Annotated in this window: 21 protein-coding genes; 7 read left to right on the forward strand and 14 right to left on the reverse strand. The window is 62.1% G+C overall.

Features of this window, described 5'->3' with window-relative positions; translation table 11 throughout:
* Positions 1 to 31: 31 nt before the first annotated feature.
* Positions 32 to 1006 (reverse strand): helix-turn-helix transcriptional regulator, encoded by a 975-nt coding sequence (locus tag ACFWEM_RS02835; RefSeq protein ID WP_378530971.1) that lies wholly within the window; start codon positions 1004 to 1006, stop codon positions 32 to 34.
* Between the two features lie 102 nt (positions 1007 to 1108).
* On the opposite strand from ACFWEM_RS02835, the gene ACFWEM_RS02840 reads away from it, so the two are divergent.
* Positions 1109 to 1576, forward strand: a complete 468-nt coding sequence (locus ACFWEM_RS02840; RefSeq protein ID WP_378530973.1) for a VOC family protein — start codon at positions 1109 to 1111, stop codon at positions 1574 to 1576.
* 88 nt (positions 1577 to 1664) lie between these two features.
* Here the strand turns inward: ACFWEM_RS02840 and ACFWEM_RS02845 are convergent, their stop codons facing one another.
* From ACFWEM_RS02845 to ACFWEM_RS02900, 12 genes are all read right to left on the reverse strand, one after another.
* Positions 1665 to 2198 carry a GNAT family N-acetyltransferase gene (locus tag ACFWEM_RS02845; RefSeq protein WP_378530975.1) on the reverse strand — a complete coding sequence of 178 codons (534 nt, stop codon included), beginning with the start codon at positions 2196 to 2198 and terminating at the stop codon, positions 1665 to 1667.
* Between the two features lie 443 nt (positions 2199 to 2641).
* Positions 2642 to 3007, reverse strand: coding sequence for a VOC family protein (locus ACFWEM_RS02850; protein WP_378530977.1), 366 nt, complete (start codon positions 3005 to 3007; stop codon positions 2642 to 2644).
* Between the two features lie 86 nt (positions 3008 to 3093).
* The gene (aztD, locus tag ACFWEM_RS02855) at positions 3094 to 4341 is read right to left on the reverse strand and encodes a zinc metallochaperone AztD (RefSeq protein ID WP_378530979.1); all 1248 of its coding nucleotides are present in this window, start codon (positions 4339 to 4341) and stop codon (positions 3094 to 3096) included.
* Positions 4342 to 4403: 62 nt separating this feature from the next.
* Complete coding sequence (locus ACFWEM_RS02860) at positions 4404 to 5648, reverse strand: benzoate/H(+) symporter BenE family transporter (RefSeq protein WP_378530981.1); 1245 nt, start codon at positions 5646 to 5648, stop codon at positions 4404 to 4406.
* A gap of 4 nt (positions 5649 to 5652) precedes the next feature.
* Entirely contained in the window at positions 5653 to 8355 is a 2703-nt protein-coding gene (locus tag ACFWEM_RS02865; protein WP_378530983.1) for a LuxR C-terminal-related transcriptional regulator, read from the reverse strand.
* Positions 8352 to 9737 (reverse strand): MFS transporter, encoded by a 1386-nt coding sequence (locus tag ACFWEM_RS02870; RefSeq protein WP_378530985.1) that lies wholly within the window; start codon positions 9735 to 9737, stop codon positions 8352 to 8354. The genes ACFWEM_RS02865 and ACFWEM_RS02870 overlap by 4 nt, the downstream gene beginning before the upstream one ends.
* Positions 9738 to 9781: 44 nt before the next feature.
* On the reverse strand, positions 9782 to 10564 hold the full coding sequence (locus ACFWEM_RS02875) for a 1,6-dihydroxycyclohexa-2,4-diene-1-carboxylate dehydrogenase (RefSeq protein WP_378530987.1): 783 nt from the start codon (positions 10562 to 10564) through the stop codon (positions 9782 to 9784).
* Entirely contained in the window at positions 10561 to 12114 is a 1554-nt protein-coding gene (gene benC / locus ACFWEM_RS02880) for a benzoate 1,2-dioxygenase electron transfer component BenC (protein WP_378530989.1), read from the reverse strand. Before benC ends, ACFWEM_RS02875 begins: the two co-directional genes overlap by 4 nt.
* 31 nt (positions 12115 to 12145) lie before the next feature.
* On the reverse strand, positions 12146 to 12655 hold the full coding sequence (gene benB, locus ACFWEM_RS02885; protein ID WP_378530991.1) for a benzoate 1,2-dioxygenase small subunit: 510 nt from the start codon (positions 12653 to 12655) through the stop codon (positions 12146 to 12148).
* A gap of 14 nt (positions 12656 to 12669) precedes the next feature.
* Positions 12670 to 14067, reverse strand: coding sequence for a benzoate 1,2-dioxygenase large subunit (gene benA, locus ACFWEM_RS02890; RefSeq protein WP_378530993.1), 1398 nt, complete (start codon positions 14065 to 14067; stop codon positions 12670 to 12672).
* Between the two features lie 259 nt (positions 14068 to 14326).
* Positions 14327 to 15955: a 4-hydroxyphenylacetate 3-hydroxylase family protein gene (locus ACFWEM_RS02895; RefSeq protein WP_003939685.1), complete on the reverse strand. Its 1629-nt coding sequence runs from the start codon at positions 15953 to 15955 to the stop codon at positions 14327 to 14329.
* An 11-nt stretch (positions 15956 to 15966) separates the two neighbouring features.
* The gene (locus ACFWEM_RS02900; RefSeq protein ID WP_007729773.1) at positions 15967 to 16536 is read right to left on the reverse strand and encodes a flavin reductase family protein; all 570 of its coding nucleotides are present in this window, start codon (positions 16534 to 16536) and stop codon (positions 15967 to 15969) included.
* 273 nt (positions 16537 to 16809) lie between these two features.
* On the opposite strand from ACFWEM_RS02900, the gene ACFWEM_RS02905 reads away from it, so the two are divergent.
* A complete protein-coding gene (locus ACFWEM_RS02905; RefSeq protein WP_378530995.1) occupies positions 16810 to 17748 on the forward strand; it encodes an AraC family transcriptional regulator in 939 nt (312 codons plus the stop codon).
* On the opposite strand, the gene ACFWEM_RS02910 is transcribed toward ACFWEM_RS02905, so the two are convergent.
* On the reverse strand, positions 17745 to 18515 hold the full coding sequence (locus ACFWEM_RS02910; RefSeq protein ID WP_378447374.1) for an IclR family transcriptional regulator: 771 nt from the start codon (positions 18513 to 18515) through the stop codon (positions 17745 to 17747). The two genes, ACFWEM_RS02905 and ACFWEM_RS02910, sit on opposite strands and share 4 nt — an antisense overlap.
* Before the next feature lie 199 nt (positions 18516 to 18714).
* Between ACFWEM_RS02910 and catA the strand changes: the two genes are divergently transcribed.
* The 5 genes from catA (at position 18715) to ACFWEM_RS02935 (ending at position 23541) form a co-directional block, all read left to right on the forward strand.
* Positions 18715 to 19554 (forward strand): catechol 1,2-dioxygenase, encoded by an 840-nt coding sequence (catA, locus tag ACFWEM_RS02915; protein WP_378530997.1) that lies wholly within the window; start codon positions 18715 to 18717, stop codon positions 19552 to 19554.
* Positions 19555 to 19583: 29 nt separating this feature from the next.
* Positions 19584 to 20705, forward strand: a complete 1122-nt coding sequence (locus ACFWEM_RS02920; protein WP_378531000.1) for a muconate/chloromuconate family cycloisomerase — start codon at positions 19584 to 19586, stop codon at positions 20703 to 20705.
* Between the two features lie 13 nt (positions 20706 to 20718).
* Positions 20719 to 21000 carry a muconolactone Delta-isomerase gene (gene catC, locus ACFWEM_RS02925; RefSeq protein ID WP_138870757.1) on the forward strand — a complete coding sequence of 94 codons (282 nt, stop codon included), beginning with the start codon at positions 20719 to 20721 and terminating at the stop codon, positions 20998 to 21000.
* A 6-nt stretch (positions 21001 to 21006) separates the two neighbouring features.
* A complete protein-coding gene (locus ACFWEM_RS02930; protein ID WP_378531002.1) occupies positions 21007 to 21924 on the forward strand; it encodes a helix-turn-helix domain-containing protein in 918 nt (305 codons plus the stop codon).
* Positions 21925 to 22077: 153 nt separating this feature from the next.
* Entirely contained in the window at positions 22078 to 23541 is a 1464-nt protein-coding gene (locus ACFWEM_RS02935; RefSeq protein WP_378531004.1) for a benzaldehyde dehydrogenase, read from the forward strand.
* Positions 23542 to 23558 lie beyond the last annotated feature (17 nt).

Genomic DNA, 23558 nt, shown 5'->3' on the forward strand with positions numbered 1-23558 from the left:
TGGAGACCTGGATCTCATTCGAGACGCCTGACTAACTCGCAGCAGTCGCGGCGTTGCGGGCGGCGAGTTGCGCGAAAGCGTGGGTAAGTTCTGCCGGGCCGACGACATCGATGTCGGTGTCGAATCGGTTGAAGGAGGCTGCCAGCGCCGTCCAAGACCATGATCCGGCTTCGAGACCGCACTGCTCGGGGCCAAGATCTTCGACGATGCCGTCCCCGACAAAGGGAAGAACATAACTGGCTGGTCGATGGAGAACGACCTTGCCGTGGCACGGCCATCTATTGATATGTTCCGATCCTTTGAAGCGCGCGGACACGTATTCGCTGACGTCGCCGCCGGGGATTTCCTTCGGTGTGAACCGCGGGCCGTTCGGGGTGCGTGGGGTGATGCGATCGGCACGAAAGATTCGCCAGTCGTCTCGCTCGAGATCCCACGCGACGAGGTACCAGCGATGCTTGGAGGTCACCAGATGATGTGGCTGAACGCGGCGTGGGGGCGTTATTTCGATGTTGTCGGTTGAGCGGCCGTTCGAGTAGTCGAAGCGGAGCACCTCGCGAGCGCGCACCGCTGCGGAAATCGCTACGAGCACCTCCGGGGACACCGAGTCTGCGTCGCTGGAATCGGTCGAAATCGTGGTGAACGTGAGTGCGTCGAGGCGATGACGCAGACGCGACGGCATCACTTGCCGCACGGTGGTCAGCGCACGCACTGCGTCCTCTTCGATGCCGACGCCGGTCAGCGTCGCCGCCTGCAGAGCGACTGCCAAGGCGATGACCTGATCGTCGTCGAACAGCAGGGGTGGTAGCTCGCTGCCGGCGTCGAGTCGGTATCCGCCGTCCGGGCCCATGGTCGCCGCAATGCTGTAACCCATCTCCCGGAGCCGGTCGATGTCGCGGCGGACCGTGCGGTGGCTGATGTCGAGCCGCTCGGCGAGTAGGGCGCCCGGCCAGTCGCGTCTGGTCTGCAAGAGGGAGAGCAGATTCAGGAGCCGAGTGGTGGTCGCCATGTCGTGAGACTACGACGAGTCTAGGACGAAAACAGTCCTATACGGCTGTGAGAGTCGACGTTGTCAGGGAAAACCCGGGCGACGTTCGTACCAGGAGCAGACATGAGCATCAAGACAACGACCCACCTCAACTTCCGCGGAGACGCCCGCGCGGCTCTGGAGTTCTACCAGTCCGTCTTCGGTGGCCAGGTCACGATCGCGACCTACGGCGACTTCGGCATGCCCAAGGAGGTGCCCGGCGCTGAGAAGGTCGTGTTCGGCCAGGTCGAGACCGCGGACGGCTTCTGCGTGATGGCATACGACATCCCCGGACAGTCGGGCGGCTCTGCCGGCAACGCAGGCTCGACACACCGCGAGAACGGCACGACGATCACCGACCGACCGTTCTTCGTCTCCGTTCGCGGTGCAACCCTCGAAGAGGTGCAGAGTTACTGGGCCAAACTCTCTGTCGGTGGCTCCATCGTCGAGGGTCTTGCCGCGGCGGCGTGGAGCCCCGGTTTCGGCATGCTCACCGACGCGTTCGGGGTGACGTGGATCCTCGACGTCGCCGCCGGTGAAAACCCGGCCTAGCTACTCCCCGTGCTGCGGCGCGCGTGCCGTGTCACCGCGTCGCGGCACCTTCGTCATTGCGGCATCGAGTTGTGTGTAGCCGAGGCAGTCACAGTGCCTTTGTCGTGAACAGTAGGTCCCCGTGGATTTCGTGAGGCTCTGCACGGTCGGTCTCGACGAATTCGAGTTTTGCCAGCACATGGCGAGAAGCGCCGTTCCAGTCACGGACTGTGGCCCACAGACGTCGATAGCCTGATGCCTGCGCCCATTGGATTACCGCCCACGAGGCCTCAGTCGCATATCCCTGACGCCATGCCCTACGGAGCAATTCGAATGCCAGTTCAGGCTCTCCGTCAGATCCGTGGTCAGTCTCGATCAGGCCGCAGTAGCCAATGACGTCATGGGATCCTTTACGCTCCATCGCCAATAGACCGGGTTGGTTTGAGCGACAGCGGATCTGGTCCTCGATGTCTCCGACGGTGGGTCGACCATCGGAATCGATCCGACGATGCGGTGGGACACGAGGATCGCGCTCAACCCAGAGCTCACGTAAGACAGCGGCATCAGGCACACGGAGCGGCCGCAGAAGCAGTCGATCGGTCTCTAGCGAAATCTCCCGTTCGGACTGTGAAAGGGCGTCCATGGCATGGACTCTAATGGCATGGACTCTATCGGTGCGGACACCGGCGAGCCACGACGTACCAAATCGCGATGATAAACAGGTTGCTGCAGAGCAGTATGCGAGGACCTCCCATCCACGTCTTCGGCTACTGCACATTCGACGGTCGAGGTGTTGGACCTCGAGTGTCACGGAACCGAGTTCCAGCCCTGAACACGACGAAGCCGCCGGCACCTGATAGGTGGCCGGCGACTCCAGCGCGTCGGTGCCCGTCTTGCGCCTCTCGGCAAGTGGCCGCTCGAAGCGGCATATCTGGGGTGGTACCCGGGGCAGAGAATCGAACACCGACAGCATCTACAACGAACGTCCATGGAAAGTTATTCCACGCATTGAACTGCGTCGTCGTCAGTCGTGCCCCGCGGTAGGACTCGTCGGTCGACTCGCCGACGTCCCATGCTCACAGCCACTCAATCGAGACAGAACTCGTTGCCTTCGACGTCCTGCATGACAAGGCACGACTCGTTGTACCCATCGGCACGCAGTAGCCGCACACGTACAGCGCCGAACGCGACTAACCGTGTGCATTCGGCCTCGAGTGCGGCTACACGCTCCTCACCTACAAGTCCGATGCCGACTCGGACGTCGAGATGCAGCCGATTCTTGACAACCTTGCCTTCGGGAACCCGTTGGAAGAACAGGCGTGGACCTATGCCTGAGGGGTCAACGCATCCAGAACCTTGATGCTCGTATCCCAGCACCTCACACCAGAAACGAGCAACGCGCTCAGGTTCTGCGCAGTCGAAGGTGACTTGGAACTGTTTGATCGACGACATCGGTCCACCATAGTGGCGGAAACTTTCGGCTGCGCCGGACCGGTCTCGCGAGTCGCGACGAGTGCGAACCGAAGCGAGGGTGGGAATCAGCCGGTTACGCCGGTCAATTCGTTCGGGGCGTGATCGAGGGTGGTCTCGGTCAGGATGCTGCCGTCCTCGAGGTCGACTGCGATCAGCTTCTTCGACGTGGGATCGGTGACGTATGCAGTGTGGTCTTCCACGAAGAGTGCCGGCCTGGGCTCCTGCCACTTGGTGGGCTCGGTCCATGCGTCGATAACGGCGATCTTCTTGGTGACGACGCCGGTGTTCGGGTCGATGACATGGATGGCGCCGTCGGTGCCGAGCACCAGTGCCTCGCCATGCGGTCCGCGGCCGAGTGAGCGGAAGGTGTAGCTGGTGCCGAGGTCGACGAGCTTGAGTTCGGACGTCGTCGTGTTGGTCAGCGAGACCCGTTGCGGACGTTCGAGTTCGGCATCCTTGTCAGTCTTGTAATCACCCAGCACGATGTCCGACTCCTCGGAGCCGGCCTGGTTGCCGATGCGGCCGTAAGCATCGGGGCTCTGCACCTTGGTGATCGCTCCGTTCTTGTACACGAGCAACCCGTCCTGGCAGCCCAGCACGATGGCTTCGCCGGCAGCGACTGCTTCGCCGTGGACACCGGGGCACTGTTCGTTGCGCAGGATTTCCTTGCGGTCGGCATCGAGGACAGCTATGCCGTTGCGGGACTCCGAATTTCCGATTGTCGTCAACAGGCTTCCGTCGGCAAGTGCGACGGCAACACCGTGATGGGGTTCCGGGGTGGTGTACGTCTCGACGCGAGGTTGACGTTTTGCCAGCTGAATCGGGTCGAAGATCTCGACCAGTCCCGAGCCGTCGTTGAAGAGGACGGTCTTTCCGGCATGGCGCACGACGTGTCCGGGCTCGTTGGCTGCGAACTCGACCTCGGACATCGCGGGATCGGCTGTGTAGTAATGAGAATGGTCACCGTGGGCCGAAGACCACGTGCCGGTGTCGAGCACCTTGAACGCTTCGCCGGCAGAGATCATGACATGGCGACCGTCGCCGGCCGGGTTGAGTCGGGTGAAGCCGTCGATCTCGGTCTCGCCGACCACGTCGAGGGAAGTTGCATCCAGCACCAGGACGCCGCCGTCGTACGACACGGCGAGACGTGGTGTTGCCGAGGCCTGTTCGGTGGGTGCGGCCGACGTCGTGGTCGTGGTTTCGGACTGGGCGGAGTCCTTGTTGTCGGACGAGCAGCCCGTAACGAGGGCGAGCGAGAGGCCTACTGATGTGGCAAGGGTGAGGCGCCGCGACATGCGGGTGTTGAGGTGCATGGGTATAGATCTACTGCTTAATGTAAATGATTGTCAAAGTCGTGTATGCGAATGTTCGCATGTCAGGTGTAGTCACCACGCTCGAGCAAGCGCGAGACGATGACCCCGAACACGAGTCCCCAGAAAGCGGCGCCGATATTGAGTAGTTCGATGTCGGAGATCGTCACGAGAAACGCGATCAAAGCGCCGAAGGTGAATTTCCCGCCGAATGCGGTGACGAAGGCTCCCTGTAAGGCCTTGAGCATGGCCAGACCACCAAGAGTGACGATGAACGCAATCGGAGTTCCCAACATCATCGCGACGAACGTCGGGGCGAACAGTCCGAAGACGACGGCGAGTAAGCCGCAGAAGATTCCGGCGGTGTACTGGCGTGTCCGCTCTCCCGACGCCGTGAGCAATGCGTTCGTCGGCCCGGTCAGGCACGTCGACACACAACCCACCGCCGCGTTCACGAGAGAGAACACGCCGCAGGCAACCGTTGCTGTCCCGATCGGCGGTTGATGACCCGCTGCTCGGAGGACTGCGATTCCTTGGCCGTTCTGCACGACGACGACTGTGATCGTCAGCGGTACAACCAGTTCGATCATCGCCTGCCAAGACCAGGTGGGCGTGGTCAGCATCGGATGCGCCAGCCACTCATGAGCGTCGCCGGCGGAGTTGAATCTTCCGGTCGCGAGTATCACGACTACACCGACCATCAACGCGCCGAGAACGGGCGGAACGAATCTTCCCAACTTGGCGAACACGCTCAGGGCGACAAAGGTGGCGATCATCGGCAGTGCGATCACCGCGTCGTGGGCGGGCGCTTCGACCAAATCGGTTCCGAAATGAAGGAAAACTCCTGCCACCATTGCCATTACGATGGGCATGGGTAATGCGGCCATGATCGGTGTGACCCACCCTGTCAATCCCAACAGCAAGATCAGGGCGCCGGTCGCGAAGAACGCTCCGAGCACTTGCTCCCACGGCAAATGCTCCAACGACGCTCCGACGACAACGGTTCCGGGAATCGTCCAGAAGAAGGCCAGCGGCTGCCGGTACAGCCAGGACGCCGTGATGGTGAGAATGCCGTTGACGAAGAAGGCACCGAAAAGCCAAGAGGCTAATTGAGCTTGACTCAGTCCACCCGCCAACCCTGCAGCGAGAATGACAGCTACCGGTCCGGTGGCAGAGAAGACGATGCCGATGATTCCGTTGGCAATGGACGTTCCGCTGAAGTCGCGTAAGACCCGCTTCGGGCCGTAGAGCGGTTGGGGGAGTGGCTCGGTGACGACGCGAACGGGCGTGGTCGTCGCAGTGTCCGACATGTTCTCAGTGCTCCTGATGCGGACCCGAAAGCCCCCGGTCGCGGAACAAAGCCGCGAGTTCGCTCCGTGATCGCAGTCCGAGTTTCGCGTACGCGCGCGTGAGGTGATATTGAATGGTCTTGACGGAGAGGAACAATTCGCCGGCAGCTTCCTTGTTGGACTTGCCCGCTGCGACAAGGTCGGCGACTGCTCGCTCTTGTGGGGTCAGGTCGGTGATTCCCTTCTCCGTCCGCGAGAGGTTCAACCCGCCCGCGCGGAGTTCGCGCTCGCAGCGCTCGACGTAGGTAGCGGCGCCCAACGAGTGGTACAGCTCGCGGGCGGCCCGGAGGACGACGTCGGCCTCTGCGCGTTTCCCCGCCCGGCGGAGAGTTTGGCCGTAGGCAAAATTGATTCGGGCTCGGTCGTAGGGGAGCGGCAGCGTCTCGATGCCGAGTAATGCAGCATCGAAACTTTTTCTTGCCGAGTCGAGTTCGCCCCGTGCGCCGTGGATCCGGCCGCGAACGTAGCCGAGACGTGCCGCAGCTGAGCGGTGCTCACGACGTCGTGCGGTCTGCTCGTGTGGTTGTAGAAAGGCGTCGGCATCATCGACTCGCCCGACCATGACCAATGCATTGGCGTAGAGATCGACCCACGGCCAGAAGCCCGGCTCGTCGAGCCATTGTTGCGCCTTGCTCGAGGTGAGCGGAGCCAGCGCCACCAGGACTTCGGCGTAGTCGGCGGCGGCCTCGGCAACCTGCGCTCTGGCGAGAAGTGCAGGAACGTACATGATTTCGTAGGCGTGAACGCCGGCGTATGCGCGTCGTACGTGGTCACGAGCCAGTTCCCAGTTGCCGCGCAGAGCGTGAATCTGTGCTCCCGACCAGTGGACCAACGGCCGGATGATCTCGATCTCGAACCGATCTACCTCGGCCCCGGCGCCCTCGACGGTTGAGAGCGCTTCGTCCCAGGCACCGAGGGCGAATTGAGTGCGGGCGAGCCAGGCCTGTGCCCACAGCGAGATTCTTGCCGAACCACTGGAAAACTCTGTGGACACCGCGCTTTCGAGGTCGCGTCTGGCGGACTCCGGGTGATCCAACGCAAGCTCGAGCCATCCGCGTCCCATCTGGAAGCGCTGTGCTTGGGCTCCGGGGCGGACGCGATCGGACAGTTCGTCGTATGCCGCGAGCGCATTCTCGGTTCTTCCGGTAGCGCCGAGCCCGAGACCCTTGATCGCTTCTGACTCCACTGCTGCGGGATCAGAAGGACCTACCAATTCGACTGCGCGGTCCACCCACTCGACGAGGGCTGTGCCATCGAGCCGAGCCAGAGAATGCAGGACCATTCGTTGGGCGATCATCGCAGCGGTGCCTGGCTCACGATTCGCACTGCAGCTGTCCCACGCTCTGGTCAGCAGATCAGCAGCCTCGGTCGGTCGCCCTCGATGAATGGCGAGGTAGCCGAGGACGGCGTCGCGGAGAGGCCCGCGCGAAATACTCTCGATCTCCGGCACGAAGACCATGGCGCGGGGGATGTCACCCGATCCGGTCAGCGCGTCGACTCCGCGGAGTAGTCGGTCCTCGTGTTCGGTTCGGGCCGTGGTGAGACGGCTTGCCGTGACCATGGCGTCGGCGACTTCCGACCACGCGCCGTCGGATGCTCGTAGTGATGCGTACGCAACGAGTTCGGCGGCAAGGTCCTCGTCGTGGGTGGTGCTGGCAGCGGCAAGGTGGAAAAGCCGTTCACCTTCTCCCCAAGCGATCTCGGCTGCTCGAGTGTGCAGCAGATGCAAGTGTGCAGGTCCCAACGCCGCGTGTACGGCGGCTGTCACCATCGGACCGCTCAGTGACACCTCGGTGCTGCCGCGCTGCTCGTGGACGGAGAGGAGGCCGCTGGCGAAGGCGCTGTCCAAGGCGCCGACCACGTCGTCGACGTCGGCCAACTGAGCAAGGTGGGACAACGTCGTGCTGCGTCCGAGAACTGCTGCGGCTTCGATCAACGTTCGAGCTCCCGCCGAACACGCCTCGAGGGCGGCGGCGATCGCCACCGCACGATGACGAGGGACGGGCAAGGTTCGGTGCCACTGGGACCAATAGGCGGGTGGCAGCTCGTCGAGGAGCGAGACGATGTCGAGTGTGTTGCCTGTTGTGAAGTCCTGAAGTTGAAGCGCGACGCCGGAACTGAGGTCGATTCCGCTTCGCATCCGCGCGATGTCGATGATGACGGGTGCGTCGAGCGGGCTGATGTGCAAACGCGTCGACCAGTGCAGGTCGAGAATCTGCCTGACATCCTCGCGCAGGAACGGCGTTTCCTCGGCGACGAGGACGAACAGCAGTGGGGCTGTTCCTCCTCGATGGAGGGCGGAGGTGATTGCTTGAAGCGAGCTGACATCACTGTGATGGGCATCGTCGACGACGATCATGGTCAGTTGCTTCGCTGCGTCGATGATCTCGTGTGCAACGGCTACCGGGTCCGAGATGGATACCGGACGTTCGAGTAGTTGTCCGATCACTCCGAAGGCAGTGTTCGATTCCCATTCCAACCCACGGGCACGACGGAGCGTATGAGCGGAGGAGATTTCGGCGAACCGGTCGACGAGAGTGGACTTACCGCTACCGGCATCGCCCTCGACCAGCACGAGAGTCGGCACTCCTGACTCCGCCGCGGCCAAGGCTCGGCCGAGAACGGCAAGCTCGCGTTCTCGGCCGAGCAGCAGGTCGCGAAGTGTCACCCGACTACCGTAACGCCGGGCTCACCACGGGTTTCCTTTTCGGCACGGTCTTCATGGGATCGAAGTGCAGTGGCGCCCAGGTCGGGTGCTTGCTTCGGCACGAAGAAGGTGACGATCGCGCCAAGCACCGCGATGCCGGCGAAGACGTAGAACGCCGATTCGGAACTGATTCCTGCGCTGATCAGACTGCCTCCGATCAGTGGCCCGAATATCCCGCCCAGACGTCCGAATCCGGCGCACCACGCAACACCTGCGGCCCGAGCGGCCGTCGAATAGTAGTTGGACACGAATCCGTAGATCAGGACCTGAGTACCGATGGTGCCGACACCCGCGATGGCAACGGAGGCGAGGAGTACGGGAAGGGGGAACCCGAATGTGAACAGGAGCAGGGCGAGTGCAGCCAGGCCGAAGGTGGTGGCGACAACCCGTTGCGGACCGGTGACATCCGCGATCTTGGAGGCGAGAAGCCCACCGATGATGGCACCGCCGTTGAGTACCAACAGGAACGAGAGCGAACCCTTCGCGTTGTATCCCGCGTTTTCCATGATCTTGGGCAGCCAGGTGTTGAGTCCGTAGGTCAGGAGGAGGCCGGCGAAGCTCATGAGGCCGAGAAGCGCGGTGCCCCAGACGTATTGTCTGCTCGCCAACGCTCGGAAGCCGACCTTCTCGGCCACGGCATCGTTGGGTCGATCTGCACCGACAGGCAACGGAATTCCAGTCTTCGAGGAAATGGCGCGAGCTTCCTCGACACGTCCGCGAGCAATGAGCCACGCAGGAGACTCCGGCAGTTTGAACCAGGCGAGTGGGAATAGGAACACCAACGGCAGCGCGCCGATGAGAAACAGTCCGCGCCATCCGATGGAATCGCGGAGAACGATCGCCAGGACGGAAGCCATGACGCCACCGGCCGGGACACCGCTGTAGACGATGGCGTTGAACAGATTGCGGCGTCCCGGCGGCGCGAACTCGGCAATCATGGCTCCGGCGGTGGCGACGAGCCCACCGACGCCGATGCCGGTGAAGAACCGCAGCAGACCGAAGGTGGTGATGCTGGTGGCGAACGCTGCCAGTGCCATTCCGACCGAGAACCAGATGATGTTGATCAGCATCATCTTTCGGCGACCGAAGTGATCGCCGATCGCTCCACATGTCAGTGCGCCGACCATCACTCCGACAAGTGCATACGAACCCAACGCACCGGCCTGAGACGCGGTCAAGGTGCCGATGTGGCTGGGGTCGTCCATGAGCACCGGCAGGATCGTGCCGTAGACGACCAGGTCGTATCCGTCGAACAGAATGGCAATGGCGGCGATGGTGACCACCCACAACACTGACGAGCGATGGCGGGCACTGGCCCAGGAACCACGTTCGATCGAGGACATGGCGAATCTCCGTTCGAGAGATCAGGAATCGGGGGAGGCTGGATTCAGCCGAGGTCGCCACCGGCGACGGGCAGAACCGTTCCGGTGACATACGAAGCCTCTTCGGAGGCAAGGAAAGTGATAGCAGCAGCCTGTTCGTCCAGGGTGCCGTAACGCTTGAGCAGCGACGAGTCGACGGTCTGGTCGACGATCTGCTGGTACCAGGCCTTCTCCTCGTCGGTCTCGGCGCCCGGTCCGCGTGCCACGACGCGTGGTGGCGCCTCGGTTCCGCCGGGAGCGGTTGCCACGACGCGTATTCCGTACTGCGCGACTTCCATCGCCAGTGCAGCGGTGATCGCGCTGACCCCGCCCTTGGCCGCCGCGTAAGGAACACGGTTGACGCCGCGGGTGGCGACCGAGGAGACGTTGACGATGGTGCCGCTCGCCTGCTCGATCAGATGGGGCAGTACCGCACGGCACGTCCAGAGCGTGGGGAACAGCGATCGTGTGATCTCGGCTTGTACCTGCTGCGGCGTGTAGTGCTCGTAGGGTTTGGCCCAGATGGTGCCGCCGACGTTGTTGACCAGGGCGTCGATGCGTCCGAAGTGCTCCAATGCGGAATCTATTGCATGCTGGGCACCTTCGAATGTCTCGAGATCCGCGGTCACCGAATGGGAACGTTCCAACGGTGTCGCGATGTCGTGAACCAGTTCGGCTCGATCCACAAGCGCGACGGAACCACCTTCTGCGGAAACTCTTTCGGCAACGCTGCGTCCGATCCCCTGAGCCGCTCCGGTGACGACCACGACCCGGTCGTCGAACCGGCCGGCGAAGAATCTCGTGCTCACGACGCCACACTTTCCCGAGCGTCAGTGATGGCGCGGTGCATCGTCGACTTGGCGTGTTCGCTGTGCTGGACGATCAGATCACGGGCCGCGGCGCGATCATTCTGCTCGAATGCACGCACGATACGTGAGTGATCCTCCGCGACATGTTCGTCCACCCAATCGGCGGTGCGGAGCACTCGGTTCATCAGTTGTGTGACCTCGAGACGGTGGTATGCCTGCAGCAGCACTTCGTTTCCGGTGCAGCGGAAGAGGAAGTCGTGGAACAAGGCATTGGTTTCGGTGAATGCCGCTGCGTCCGTGAAGTGATCGCGGTCGATGGAAGTAGCCGAGTTCTCCGCCAGAATGCGGTACTCCGTCAACTGTGCCGGAGTGAGGCGGCCGATCGTGAGTTCCATTGCTCCGAGTTCGAGTGCCATCCGCGCGTCGAACTGTGCGTCCGACTCCGCGACCGGCAGATGTTCTTCACCGATCTCGTACGTGTCGGCCGCTGATTCTTCGGCCGAGGCTGCCGATGAATCAGCGGGTGCTGCCGCGTTGTTGAACTTTTCGAAGTAGAAGTTCGTGGGTGTGATCGATACGTCCTTGAAGTGCAGACGTACGGCTTCGACCATCGGCGGCGGGCCGCACAGGTAGACGTCTACGTTGCCGTCGTCGAGGTGATCGGGCTCGATCAAGCCCGTGACATAGCCCTTGTTCGGTGCTGTGCTGTCGGGATCGGATACGCAGTAGTCGAAGGTGAACTGGGGTAGAGACTCCGCGTAGTCGTGCAGTTTGTCGAGTTCGACGAGATCTGTGTCGGAGCTGACGCCGTAGACCAGATGAACGGGCCGAGTGGAGCTTTCGGTACGCATCTTCTCCAGTATGGAGAGCAGCGGGGCCAAGCCGGTTCCGCCGGCAAGCAGTAGGGCTCTCCGTTGACCTGACCGGAGGAAGAAGCTACCCATCGGTCCGGTCAGTTCGAGAGTGTCACCTATCTGCGCACGCTGACTGAGATACTCGGACATCACACCACCCGGGGTGATCTTGACCAGGAACGACGCCGACTCGACCTCGGGGCCGGTGCTGAACGAGTACGACCGCGTCGCTTCGGTTCCGGGAACGAGGATGTTCACGTACTGACCGGGGAGGAAGACCAGATCTGCGCGGTTGTCGACTTCGACGGTGAAACCCACAGTCGAATCCGAATGGCGAATGATTTCGGTGATCGTGGACGTGTACGAACCGGCAGTGGTCTTGGCGACCGCCGACGTGGTGGGAATCTGCAGCACGAGATCAGATTCCGGCACCATCTGGCACGGAAGGCAGTAGCCCTGCTCGGCCTCGTCGTCCGTGAGGGCCTCCTCGATGTAGTCGCCCGCATCGAAAGTGCCTGACTCACAGAGTGATTTGCAGGTTCCGCAAGCTCCGTCACGGCAGTCGAGTGGAATGTTGATTCGCGCGCGGTATGACGCGTCCGCGACGGTCTCGTCGGTGTTGCATTCGACGAAGCGGGTGATGCCGTCTTCGAAACTCAGGGCTACTTGAAAGGTCGGCGCAGCTTGAATACTCATGGGAAACAGCTCGATTCGAAGAGAAGTCGTGTCAGAAGTGGTAGATGTCGACCACGTGATGGATGTAGTCGTTCTTTAGGACTACCTTCTTCTTCATGATCAACGGCTGCTCGCCCGAGAAGTCGATCGTGTAGTGCGAGGTGCCGAAGTAGGTGTCGACGGTGTTGTAGCGGAAGTACAGCGTGAACCAATTGAAGCGGACGTCGACGACGAAGCCGCGTTCGTCGATCACTTCCACGTTGGTGATGTTGTGGCCGGTGCGGGGCTCGGGAAGGCTTGTCGCGCTGGAACGGTCAGTCCTGATTCGGAACACGCGGTCCTCGATTCCGCCTCGATTCGGGTAGTAGATGAGCGAGATCTCCGCGTGCGGGTCCGTGGTCAGCTCGCCGTCGTCGGCCCAGGCGGGCATCCAGTACTCGGAATCGGGGTGGTAGCACTCGATCCACTTCTCGAATTCACGATCGTCCAGATAGCGGGCTTCGCGGTAGAGGAACTGCTGCACGGATTCGAGGGTGACGGTGTTGGCTGTTGCTAGTGTCATGGTGATCGACATCCTCAGATGGTCCGGGCAGAAGCGGCGTGCTCGGCATCTACGGCCGCAAGCATGGCGTCGCGCCAGTATCCGTGCTGAATGGGATACAAGCCTTCGTCCTCGGTCTTGGCTCCGCTCGAGAGCACGCGATTCATGCCGAGATCCTTCGCGACGTCGTTCGGACCGGGAATCTGGTGTGTGACACCACGGCTGAGGTCATTCCACGGGGCGCCGGCCGCCTGGTAGGTCTTCTGGCAGGAACGGAACTCTTCGAGATCGTCCGGGGTGGCCATACCGCTGGCATTGAAGAAGTCCTCGTACTGACGGATGCGGTTACTGCGTGCTTCGGTGCTCTCTCCCTTGGGAGCGATGCAGTAGATGGTGACTTCGGTCTGGTCCACGGAGATCGGACGGAAGTGCCGGATCTGGCTGCTGAACTGATCCATGAGGTAGACGTTCGGGTACAGGCAGAGGTTCCTCGACGCACCGACCATGAATTCGGCTTTCTTGGAACCGAATTGAGCTTCCAGCTCCGCTTTGCGTTCGAACAGTGGACGGTCCTCGGGATTGCCCCACCACATCCAGAGCAGGAGGTGGCCGTAGTCGTAGGAGAAGTATCCACCGCCCTGCTTGCCCCAGGTGCCGGCATCCATTGCTTTGGTCTCGTTGGACGATTCACCGGCGGTGCGGCGAGCGGTGGTAGCAGCGTAGTTCCAATGCGTCGAGGACACGTGATAGCCGTCAGCGCCGTTCTCGGTCTGCAGCTTCCAGTTGCCGTCGTAGGTGTAAGTGGAAGCGCCGCGCAGGACTTCGAGTCCGTCGGGTGATTGATCGACGATCATGTCGATGACCTTCGTGGTGTCACCGAGGTGCTCTTCGAGCGGCAGTACGTCGGGGTTGAGGCTACCGAAGAGGAAGCCGCGATAGTTCTCGAACCGAGCCACCTTGGTCAGGTCGTGTGAGCCGTCTTTGTTGAACTGTTCCGGATAGCCACCGGTGCGAGCGTCCTTGGCCTTGAGGAGCTTTCCACTGTTGTTGAAGGTCCAGCCGTGGAACGGGCAGGTGAAGGTGGTTCGGTTGTCGGTCTTACGGCGACAGAGCATCGCACCGCGGTGGCTGCATGCGTTGATCAGCGCACCTAATTCGCCGTCCTTGTTGCGCGTGATCACGATGGGCTGACGGCCCATGTAGGTGGTGAAGTAGTCGCCGACGTTCGGGATCTGGCTCTCGTGCGCGAGGTAAATCCAATTGCCCTCGAAGATGTGCGTCATCTCGAGTTCGAACAGTTTCTTGTCCGTGAAGACGCTGCGCCGTACCTGGTAGCGGCCGGTCTCCGGGTCCTCGACGAGCGCGTCGTCGAGGGCAGCGCGGATGTTCGCGAACTGGTCGGTGCCGGGGGCAGCGTCCAACATATCCGTCATGGGTGTCCTCCAGATAAGAGTGGGCGCCGACCGAGAAATCCGAGGGCTGTCGGACAAAGTCGGTGGGACCCGCTTTCCGGACGGGGCTGCGTCCGGTACTGAATTCACCTTGACATCGTGTGTCTCGGGTCACACTAGGCAATTGCCTAGTCCTGACCAAGGGTGCAGTGTTCGTCGAATTCTGCTGATGGCCATGCCTGCTGAAGACGACGACCAGGGCGGACTCGACATCGCGAGTCCGCCCTGGTCGCCGAGTGGGTTACCGGTTCTTGAAGAACGAGACGTCGTCGTTGCCGATGAGGTCAGGGACCGTCCAGCCGTCGAGGTCGTATTCACTCAGGCACTGCTCGGCCAGTCCCTTCATGGAACTTGCGTGTCCACGATTCTGGGCTGCGAACAGCAGTTCCGCTTTGACGTTCTCGTGATTGCCGGAGTAGTTGCGCTCGTAGAGTTCGTGTCGGCCGCCGAACTCCGTTCCGATCGAATCCCACAGAGCCTTCATGACTTTCACGCGGTCTACGGCGGTGATGCCGTCGGAACCGCGAACGTACTTGTCGAGGTAGGGACGCACGTCCGGGCTCTTGAAGTCGAGTGAACTCGAAGGCAGGTAGATCAGGCCCGACGCGACGTCCTGTTCGATGATTTCCTTGATCCGCGGGTACCCCTGGATCATGAACATTCGATAGGTGAGGCCGTATTCGAGCTTCGGGATCACCGAATCGCCGACCCACTGTTCGGGATCGCGTGCCATCGATTCGGTCAACGACCAGAAGAGGTTTCGCCAACCGATCACCTCGCCGACTCGGGTCTGGACTCCGCGGAAGCCGCCGGCGCCGGTGGCTTCGAGTGCCTTCATCAACAGTCCGGCGATGAAGTCGAGCTTGACGGCCAGGCGAGTGCAGCCCTGAAAGGTGAAGCGCGGCAAGAAGCCCGATTGAGGGAAGAACGCGTTGATCCGGTCGACGTCGCCGTACATGAAGACGTTCTCCCACGGAACCAGCACCTTGTCGAAGACGAAGATGGTGTCGTTCTCGTCCATGCGGCTCGACAACGGGTAGTCGAACGGACTGCCCATCACCGCAGCATGTTCGGTGTACGAGGTGCGGCAGATCAGCTTCACACCCGGTGCGTCCATCGGTACCGTGCAGATCAGGGCGAACTGCTTCTTCTTGATCGGCAGACCGTAGTGAGCGATGAAGTTGTAGTTCGTGATCGCCGAGCCGGTGGCGACCACCTTGGCGCCGCTGACGATCAAACCGGCGTCGGTTTCCTTCTCCACCTTCATGAAGACGTCGCCGACTTCGTCCGGTGGAAGTTGGCGATCCACCGGGGGATTGATGATCGCGTGGTTCCAGTACAGAACCTTCTCCTGCGATTCGCGGTACCAGCGCTCGGCGTTGTCCTGGAACGGTGCGTACAACTCCTTGTTGGCGTGGAGGGTTCCCAGGAAACTTGCCTTGTAGTCGGGGGAGCGGCCCATCCAGCCGTAGGTCATACGTGCCCACGTCGCGATGGCGTCGCGTTCCTTGAGCAGATCAGCCGAGGACGTCGGAGTGCGGAAGAACGGCATGGTGACACCGCCGTTGCCCGTGTCCGTCGGAACGGTCAAGGCGTCCACGTGCTCGCCCGTGTGCAGAGCGTCGTACAGCCTTGCGGTCATGCGGATCGGATTCCGGAACGCGGGGTGCGTCGTGACGTCCTTGACGCGATCACCGTGAAGCCAGATCTCGCGACCGTCCTGCAGGCTCGAGATGTACTCGTCACCGGTCATCGGTCGAGTGGCGAAGTTCTTCGTGCGGTTGGCTTCACAGTCGGCGGCCGGATTGACCTGTGGCGCTCCGGAATCTGCGGGGTCGACGCCGGTGGGAGGGATTTCGGTGGTCGTCATGGCAAAGCCTTTCAGATCGTTTGGGGTGCGGGCTGAAGATGAATCGGGGTGAACGAAGTGGTGGCGTCGAACCAGCCGCTGTGGGGGTCGTCCTGACTTCCGTTCCAGACTGTGGTCGACGAGGTAGCGCCTAGATCGTGAAAAGTGCTTCGGTAGAACAGAAGCGGATCCTTGCCACTCGACTGAGCGTCGACGATCTCGCCGATGAAGATGATGTGGTCACCGCCGTCGTACTCCCTCCACGGGACGCACGAGATGGTTGCTGCGGCGCCGTCGAGCAGGGGAGCGGTCGGTCCGTCGATCCACCTCGGTTCGGTGCGCTGCGGTCGGCCGGCAAAATGCATGGCCGTGTCCACTTGGTCGGAGGCAAGGATGTTGACGGCAAACGGCGCGTTGCCGAGGTAGCCGCACGCCTTGGACTTGCGAGTCATCGTGATCTGGCACAGCCGTGGTTCCAGGGAAATGGCCGTGAATGCGGTGACGGTGGCTCCGTGCGGTTGACCGTCGGCATTGGTACAGGTGATGACGGTGACGCCGCTCGCGAATTGACCGAAGATTCCTCGAAGCTGATTTTGTTCCATGACCGGACCTCCTTGTCGGATGGCGGTTGAGTGAGAGTGCCGCGAAGTGCGGGAGGGAAGTAGTGGGCGACTCGCGCCGGGAGTGAAGACGAACGTACGGCGGGCGCAGCCTTCGGTCGATCCGTACAGCGCGGTGGCTATCCGGATTGCGCACCCGATCGCGGCCCGTACCCGTTTTCTCTTGGAAGTGACCGGGGACACAGTGTTCAATGATGTTCAGCGCCCTTGCTCGGCAATGTGGCTGGTCACGGGTTTGGAAGGTGAAGAAGGACGATGGTCGACTCCATGATCGGTACAGCTCCCCGCGACTGGGACGAGGCGTGTCATGCGGTTTCGGACGCCTATTTTCCGCACACGCTGACGCCGTTGTCGCGGCATGCGGCCAGTGGAGTCGGGGTGTGCACCACCGAGTTGGGTCCGCTGCGGATCGCTCATATTCGGTGGGGAGCAGACGTCGCCGTCGAATCCGATCATCCCGGCGCCTATGGGGTGAACATCCCGCTCTCGGGTGAGCTCGAGTCGGTGTTCGCGGGCTCCCACGTGCTCTCGACGCAGGGGGTTGCGACGGTATGTCCGCCCGACATCACCACAAGAATCACGCGGTGGAGTGCGGACTGCGAGATCGTCGGAGTCCGGATGGACCGTCAGTACCTCGACCGCGAGATGGAAAAGGTCCTCGGTCGACCCGGAATGCACTTGCCTGATCAGGTGGATCTTCGGGGAGACGACGGGGCCAGATGGCTGAAATTTGTTCGCTCACTGTCGGATCAGATACTCGGCCCGGCCGGCGTGCTGCACAACGAACTGGTGGCAGGTCAGCTCTCCGGCGCCGTGGTCACGGCATTCGTCCTTGCTGCAATGCCTGAAAGCGAGGACGCGGTGAGCAACGCCAGGCCACGCATCGTCAAGCGTGTGCTGGACGAGATGCACGACGACCCGGCCCGCGTGTGGACCGCAGCGGAGATGGCCGAGGTGGCGGGCGTCAGCGTACGGAGATTGCAGGAGGGGTTTCGGCAGTACGTGGGCCGGAGTCCGTCGGAGTGCCTGCTCGACATCCGTCTCGAGCGGGTCCATGCAGATCTGGTGGATGCCGACGACTCGACGACGGTCACCGATGTCGCTGTGAGATGGGGTTTTACGCACACCGGACGGTTCGCGTCTTCCTTTCGGCGTAAGTACGGATTGCTGCCTTCCGAGGTGTTGAGGCGCTAGCTTCGGTAACCCATGTCCGCGCTGAGTTGGTTTGCCTTCTCGACGAGGAAAGGCGCGACGTCGGCGCGGAAGGCTTCCGGGGTTGTTCGTCCGGCCGAGGTCGAGCACGCTGTTACTCCGACGACGCTTCCGCCGGCGTCGCGGACGGGGGCGGCGAGGGAAATCAGGCCGTCTTCCAGTTCCTCGGACGTGAGCGCGTATCCCTGCTCGCGCACCACCCGAAGGGCGGTATGGAATGCGCCTTCGTCGGTGATCGTGGTGGGCGTGAGGGCGTCGAACGTGGAGTTCGCGATGACGTTGTCGACGATTTCGGTTGGCGCCCAAGCTAGCAGGGCCCGACCCATGGAGGTGGCATATGCAGGCACTCTGGTGCCGACGCTGACGTTGATGCTCATGATCCGCCGGACGGGTACACGCGCGGCGTAGACCACGTCGACGCCGTCGAGCACCCCGAGCGACGCCGACTCGTGGGTGTGTTCTGCGATCTCCAGCAGACGAGGGAGCGCCGCCTCCGTCAAGGCATGTGATGCCGAGAAGTGCTGCCCGATGCTCAGAACGCGTGGGGTGAGCGACCACCGACTGTTGTTACCGGTGACGTATCCGAGCTTCTGCAGCGTGAGGAGGATGCGCCGGACGGCTGGGCGGGAGAGACCCGTTTCGGCGGCAAGATCGGCGAGCGACGGGTTGGGGTTCTTCTCGTCGAAGGCCGTCAGCACAGCAAATCCACGCTCGATGCTCTGGATGTAATCGCGATCGTTCTCGCTCACGGAATGGCCTTTCATCTGCGGGTATGCCTGTTCGACGCCTTCGAAGGTTGACAAACCTTGTGACTGGGCGCACAGTACAAGCGTACGCAGAGCGTAACAGATGTACGCATAGCGTACAACCCAAACTTGGGGAGCCGACTCAGCCCAGCAGTACGGCACCCACCCGGTAACAGCCACATACGGCCCCGAGGAGGACCACATGACAACTTCCGAGAGCCCCACCGCAGTAGGTTCGGGCACTGCCGCCACCGACAAGTTCCTCCAGGAACGAGTCAGCGCGGACACCCCGCCCGAGCGCGTCTCGGCCATCGCCAAGGACGTTCTCGAGGCACTCGCCGGCGTCATCGACAAGCACGGCATCACCTACCCCGAGTACCGCGTCCTCAAGCAGTGGCTCATCGACATCGGCCAGTTCGGCGAGTGGCCCCTGTGGCTGGACGTCTTCCTCGAGCACAACGTCGAGGAGGTTGCGTACCGCGGCCAGCACGGCACCAAGGGAAGCATCGAGGGCCCGTACTACGTCGCCGACGCCAAGACGTTGCCTGCCAAGTGTGAACTTCCGATGCGTGAGAACGAGGTTGGATCGAAGCTGGTCTTCGAGGGCCAGGTTCGCGATCTCGACGGCAAGGGGTTGAGCGGTGCTACCGTCGAACTCTGGCACGCGGACGACGAAGGCTACTACTCTCATTTCGCGCCGCACATCCCCGACGGCAACCTCCGCGGAACGATCGTCGCCGACGACGAGGGACGCTTCGAGATCACCACGATTCAGCCTGCGCCGTACCAGATCCCGACCGACGGCCCCACTGGCTGGTTCATCGAGAAGGCCGGCTGGCACCCGTGGCGTCCGGCTCACCTGCACCTCATGGTGAAGGCTCCCGGTAAGCGCACGATCACCACCCAGCTCTATTTCAAGGATGGAGAGTGGATCGAGAACGACGTGGCAACGGCGACGAAGCCCGAACTGATTCTCGATCCGAAGCCGGGTGCTGACGGAACCAACCGGGTCACATACGACTTCGTGCTCGATCCGGCCTGATCCACAACTGCTCAATAGAAAGTGATTTGATGACAGACCTGTCGATCGTCTCCATCGAGACGACCATCCTCGACGTTCCTCTGGTTCGCCCCCACAAATTCGCCACCACGTCGATGACGGCGCAGCCGTTGTTGCTGGTCGCGATTCGCACCTCCGACGGAGTGATCGGATACGGCGAAGGTGTCGTTCCGGGCGGGCCGTGGTGGGGCGGCGAATCGGTGGAGACGATGCAGGTCATCATCGAGAAGTACATCGCGCCGGTGGTGGTCGGCAGGCGCGTGGATCAGATCACCGCGATCATGGCCGACATCGAAAAAGTTGTTGCCAATGCACGATTCGCGAAGGCCGCCGTCGATGTCGCGTTGCACGACGCCTGGGCTCGTAGCCTGGGAGTTCCCGTGCACACGCTGCTCGGCGGGGCCTTCCGTGAGAGCGTCGACGTCACGTGGGCACTGGGCGCGGCGCCGGCGGCGGAGATCATCGAGGAAGCTCACGAAAAGCTCGAAGCCCGACTCAATTTCAGCTTCAAACTGAAGATGGGCGCACTCGATCCTGCCGTCGATGTTGCGCGCATCGTCGAGATCGCTCAGGCGCTCGACGGTCATGCCGGCGTCCGCGTCGACGTCAACGCGCGATGGGATCGCTTCACCGCACTGCGGTACCTGCCACAACTCGCCGAGGGCGGAGTCGAACTGATCGAACAGCCCACTCCGGCAGACCAAATCGAGGTCCTCGCCGAACTCAGCAGGCTTCTACCAATTCCGATCATGGCCGACGAGAGTGTGCAGACCCCACACGACGCTCTGGAAATCGCTCGCCGGAGCGCCGCCGATGTCATCGCCCTCAAGACCACCAAGTGCGGTGGCCTGCAGCGCAGCCGTGACATCGTCGCGATTGCCAAGGCCGCGGGTATCGCGTGCCACGGTGCGACGTCCATCGAAGGTCCGATCGGCACAGCAGCTTCGTTGCACTTCGCGTGCGCCGAGCCGGGAATCAACTTCGGAACAGAACTTTTCGGCCCTCTGCTCTTCAGTGAGGAATTGCTCCAGGAACCCCTGAAGTATTCCGAGGGTCAGTTGCACCTCCCCGCCGGGCCTGGCTTGGGAGTCGAACTGAACATGGACGCCGTCAAGACCTGGACCAGGAACTAGAGGAAAAAGGAACATGGCACTCTTTCACGTTCGGATGGACGTCGATATTCCGCGCGACCTGGATCCGGAAGTTCGCGCCGATACCGTCGCGACGGAGAAGGCGTACTCACAAGACCTTCAGCGCCAGGGCAAGTGGGTTCATTTGTGGCGAATTGTGGGACAGTTCAGCAACATCAGCATTTTCGACGTCGAGTCGGCTGACGAACTGCACGAGATTCTCTGGAATCTCCCCTTGTTCCCGTACATGAGCATCGAGGTCATGCCGTTGACGCAGCACGGATCTTCGATCAAGTAGCCCGCCATGTCTGCCATGTCTGCCACGCCTCCGGGCCTGCTGGAATCTGTGCAGCAGTGGCACTGCGAGATGTCGGATACCTTCGGTGGCCTGTGCCCCGAGAGTTCCGTCGATACCGCGCCGGTAGGCACGGTCAGCGGCGTAAGTCTCGGGGACGTAGGCGCTTTCGACATCTCCGGTTCACCTCAGATATTGCGGCGGAGCACACGCGCAGCAAAGCGACACGGTAGCGATCTGCTCAAGATCTGCACGGTCCGAACCGGGCGAGCGATCCTGCGCCAATCCGACCGCGAGTTGACGGTCCCGCCCGGCGCGACGATTCTCTACGACGTAGAGCGTCCGTACGCGTTGCGTTTCGACGGCCACTGGTCGTGCACCGTCATGACCGTACCGCGCGGCGCAATGAGTCTGACCGAACGAGAACTGAATTGCGCGCTCGCGCGCATCCACGACGGCCGGCGCGGATCCGGTGCATTGCTGCAGACCTTCATCTCGGGCGCTGTTGCATCGCAGGTAGACGGCAGCGCCGCAGGGCTTCTCGGAGATGCCGGAGTCAATCTCGCTGCGGCAGTCCTGGTGCAAGACTTTGCGCCCGCGACACCCGGAAGTTCCTCGCGTGAGGCGATCTTGCGATATGTGCTTCGGAATCTCGATGCACCGGATCTCTCGGTCGCGTCGATCGCCGGTGCGCTGCACATGTCACCGAGAACAATTCAGCGTCATTTCGGCGACGGGGGTCTGACCCTCAACGCGCTGATCCGTCGAGAACGGTTGATCCGTGTACGCCGCGATCTCACCGACGTCTCACTGCGCGATCACTCGATCTCCGTCCTGGCCGCGCGATGGTGTTTCCATGACGCACCGGCGTTTTCGCGTGCGTTCAAAGCGGAATTCGGTACGGCGCCGTCGGAAGTACGTCACTGATCTGTCGCATCCGAACAACGAACGTGTCCGATCACGACAACTCGGAGCCCGAATACCGGGGCAGAGTGTGTTCCAGATCGCTTTTCAAGCTCGCGAAGAGCTCAGGCCCGCGAACAGCGAGGGCCGCAGCGAAAGCTACGAATCGAGGAACTCATGACGAATCTGCTCGCTCATCAGCAATGGCACGGAAAGATTTTCGACGGCCAATGGATCGATGGGGGCGGTGACACCGTCGAGTCCGTCGAACCGGCTACCGGCGAGGTGCTCGGTGTGATCGGGACGGCGACTGCTGCGGATATCGATCGAGCGGCACACATCGCGTCGGCCGCGCAGCCGGCGTGGGCGGCCACGATCGGGCAGGCCCGCGCTTCGGTGATCCGTAAGGCGGCGCAGATATTGGAAGCCGAGCGAGCCGAGGTGGAGCGCTGGTTGATTCGTGAAGGTGGTTCCGTACCAGGGAAAGCCGCGTTCGAAGTTGATCTTGTCATCTCCGAACTGTGGGAGGCGTCGGCACTGCCGACACAGCCGTTCGGACACCTCCTGCCTGCCAGCCAGGAGGGGCGCACTAGCATCGGTCGCCGGGTGCCCCTGGGCGTGGTCGGCGTAATCAGCCCGTGGAACTTCCCGCTTCTCCTCGCCATGCGCGCTGTCGCGCCCGCCTTGGCGCTCGGAAATGGTGTCGTTCTCAAGCCGGACGTTCAAACCGCGATCAGCGGCGGCGCAGTCATCGCGGAATTATTCACGGCAGCAGGTCTTCCGGAAGGTCTTCTGCATGTGCTCGCCGGTGACGCGGAGCCTGGTCAGGCATTGTGCGAGAGCCCCAGCATCGCGATGGTGTCCTTCACGGGTTCGACCGCAGTCGGCCGTCAGGTCGGGGCAACAGCAGGCCGCACGCTTAAGCGCGTCTCGCTCGAGCTGGGTGGGAACAATGCTCTGATCGTCCTCGACGACGCAGACCTCGATGCCGCGAGTTCGGCGGGTGCGTGGGGATCGTTCCTGCATCAGGGCCAGGTCTGCATGACCGCGGGCCGACACATCGTGCTGGAGTCGGTCGCCGATCAGTACCTGGACCTGCTGGCCAAGCGCGCCTCGGTCCTGCCTGTCGGGGACCCAAACACAGGTAACGTCGCTCTCGGTCCGCTCATCAACGCGAGGCAGATCGCCAACGTCGATCGAATCGTCCAGGGCACCAAGGCAGCCGGCGCCGAAATCCGCGCCGGTGGAACCTACGAAGGGCTGTTCTATCAGCCGACCGTCCTGGCCGGTGTCACCTCGGACATGCCCGCGTTCCGCGAAGAGATTTTCGGACCCGTGGCGCCCGTCGTGGTCGTCAAGGACGAAGACGAGGCCGTCAGACTTGCCAATGACAGCGAATACGGTCTGGTAGCGGCCATTCAAACAGGATCGGTGGAACGCGGCGAGCGGATCGCGGACCGCCTGCGGACCGGCATAGTGCACATCAACGATCAGACGTTGAACAACGATGCCTATGCACCATTCGGCGGTGCGGGTGCCTCCGGAAACGGCGCGAGATTCGGAACTCAAAGCAGCTGGGATGAATTCACCACCTGGCAGTGGCGAACCAGCCGGGCTGCCGCTCAGACCTTCCCGTTCTGAAGTCGAAAGGATAACAA

This window comes from Rhodococcus sp. NPDC060176, from assembly GCF_042728675.1.
Classification (GTDB): Bacteria; Actinomycetota; Actinomycetes; order Mycobacteriales; family Mycobacteriaceae; genus Rhodococcus_F.

Bases quoted from the DNA above. Each gene is read 5' to 3' on its own strand.
- aztD (WP_378530979.1), bottom strand. From the start codon at position 4,341: ATGCACCTCAACACCCGCATGTCGCGGCGCCTCACCCTTGCCACATCA.
- ACFWEM_RS02930 (WP_378531002.1), top strand. From the start codon at position 21,007: ATGTCTGCCATGTCTGCCACGCCTCCGGGCCTGCTGGAATCTGTGCAG.
- catA (WP_378530997.1), top strand. From the start codon at position 18,715: ATGACAACTTCCGAGAGCCCCACCGCAGTAGGTTCGGGCACTGCCGCC.
- ACFWEM_RS02870 (WP_378530985.1), bottom strand. From the start codon at position 9,737: ATGTCCTCGATCGAACGTGGTTCCTGGGCCAGTGCCCGCCATCGCTCG.
- ACFWEM_RS02895 (WP_003939685.1), bottom strand. From the start codon at position 15,955: ATGACGACCACCGAAATCCCTCCCACCGGCGTCGACCCCGCAGATTCC.
- ACFWEM_RS02850 (WP_378530977.1), bottom strand. From the start codon at position 3,007: ATGTCGTCGATCAAACAGTTCCAAGTCACCTTCGACTGCGCAGAACCT.
- ACFWEM_RS02900 (WP_007729773.1), bottom strand. From the start codon at position 16,536: ATGGAACAAAATCAGCTTCGAGGAATCTTCGGTCAATTCGCGAGCGGC.
- ACFWEM_RS02835 (WP_378530971.1), bottom strand. From the start codon at position 1,006: ATGGCGACCACCACTCGGCTCCTGAATCTGCTCTCCCTCTTGCAGACC.
- ACFWEM_RS02905 (WP_378530995.1), top strand. From the start codon at position 16,810: ATGGTCGACTCCATGATCGGTACAGCTCCCCGCGACTGGGACGAGGCG.
- ACFWEM_RS02845 (WP_378530975.1), bottom strand. From the start codon at position 2,198: ATGGACGCCCTTTCACAGTCCGAACGGGAGATTTCGCTAGAGACCGAT.
- benB (WP_378530991.1), bottom strand. From the start codon at position 12,655: ATGACACTAGCAACAGCCAACACCGTCACCCTCGAATCCGTGCAGCAG.
- ACFWEM_RS02920 (WP_378531000.1), top strand. From the start codon at position 19,584: ATGACAGACCTGTCGATCGTCTCCATCGAGACGACCATCCTCGACGTT.
- ACFWEM_RS02935 (WP_378531004.1), top strand. From the start codon at position 22,078: ATGACGAATCTGCTCGCTCATCAGCAATGGCACGGAAAGATTTTCGAC.
- ACFWEM_RS02860 (WP_378530981.1), bottom strand. From the start codon at position 5,648: ATGTCGGACACTGCGACGACCACGCCCGTTCGCGTCGTCACCGAGCCA.
- benC (WP_378530989.1), bottom strand. From the start codon at position 12,114: ATGAGTATTCAAGCTGCGCCGACCTTTCAAGTAGCCCTGAGTTTCGAA.
- benA (WP_378530993.1), bottom strand. From the start codon at position 14,067: ATGACGGATATGTTGGACGCTGCCCCCGGCACCGACCAGTTCGCGAAC.
- ACFWEM_RS02840 (WP_378530973.1), top strand. From the start codon at position 1,109: ATGAGCATCAAGACAACGACCCACCTCAACTTCCGCGGAGACGCCCGC.
- catC (WP_138870757.1), top strand. From the start codon at position 20,719: ATGGCACTCTTTCACGTTCGGATGGACGTCGATATTCCGCGCGACCTG.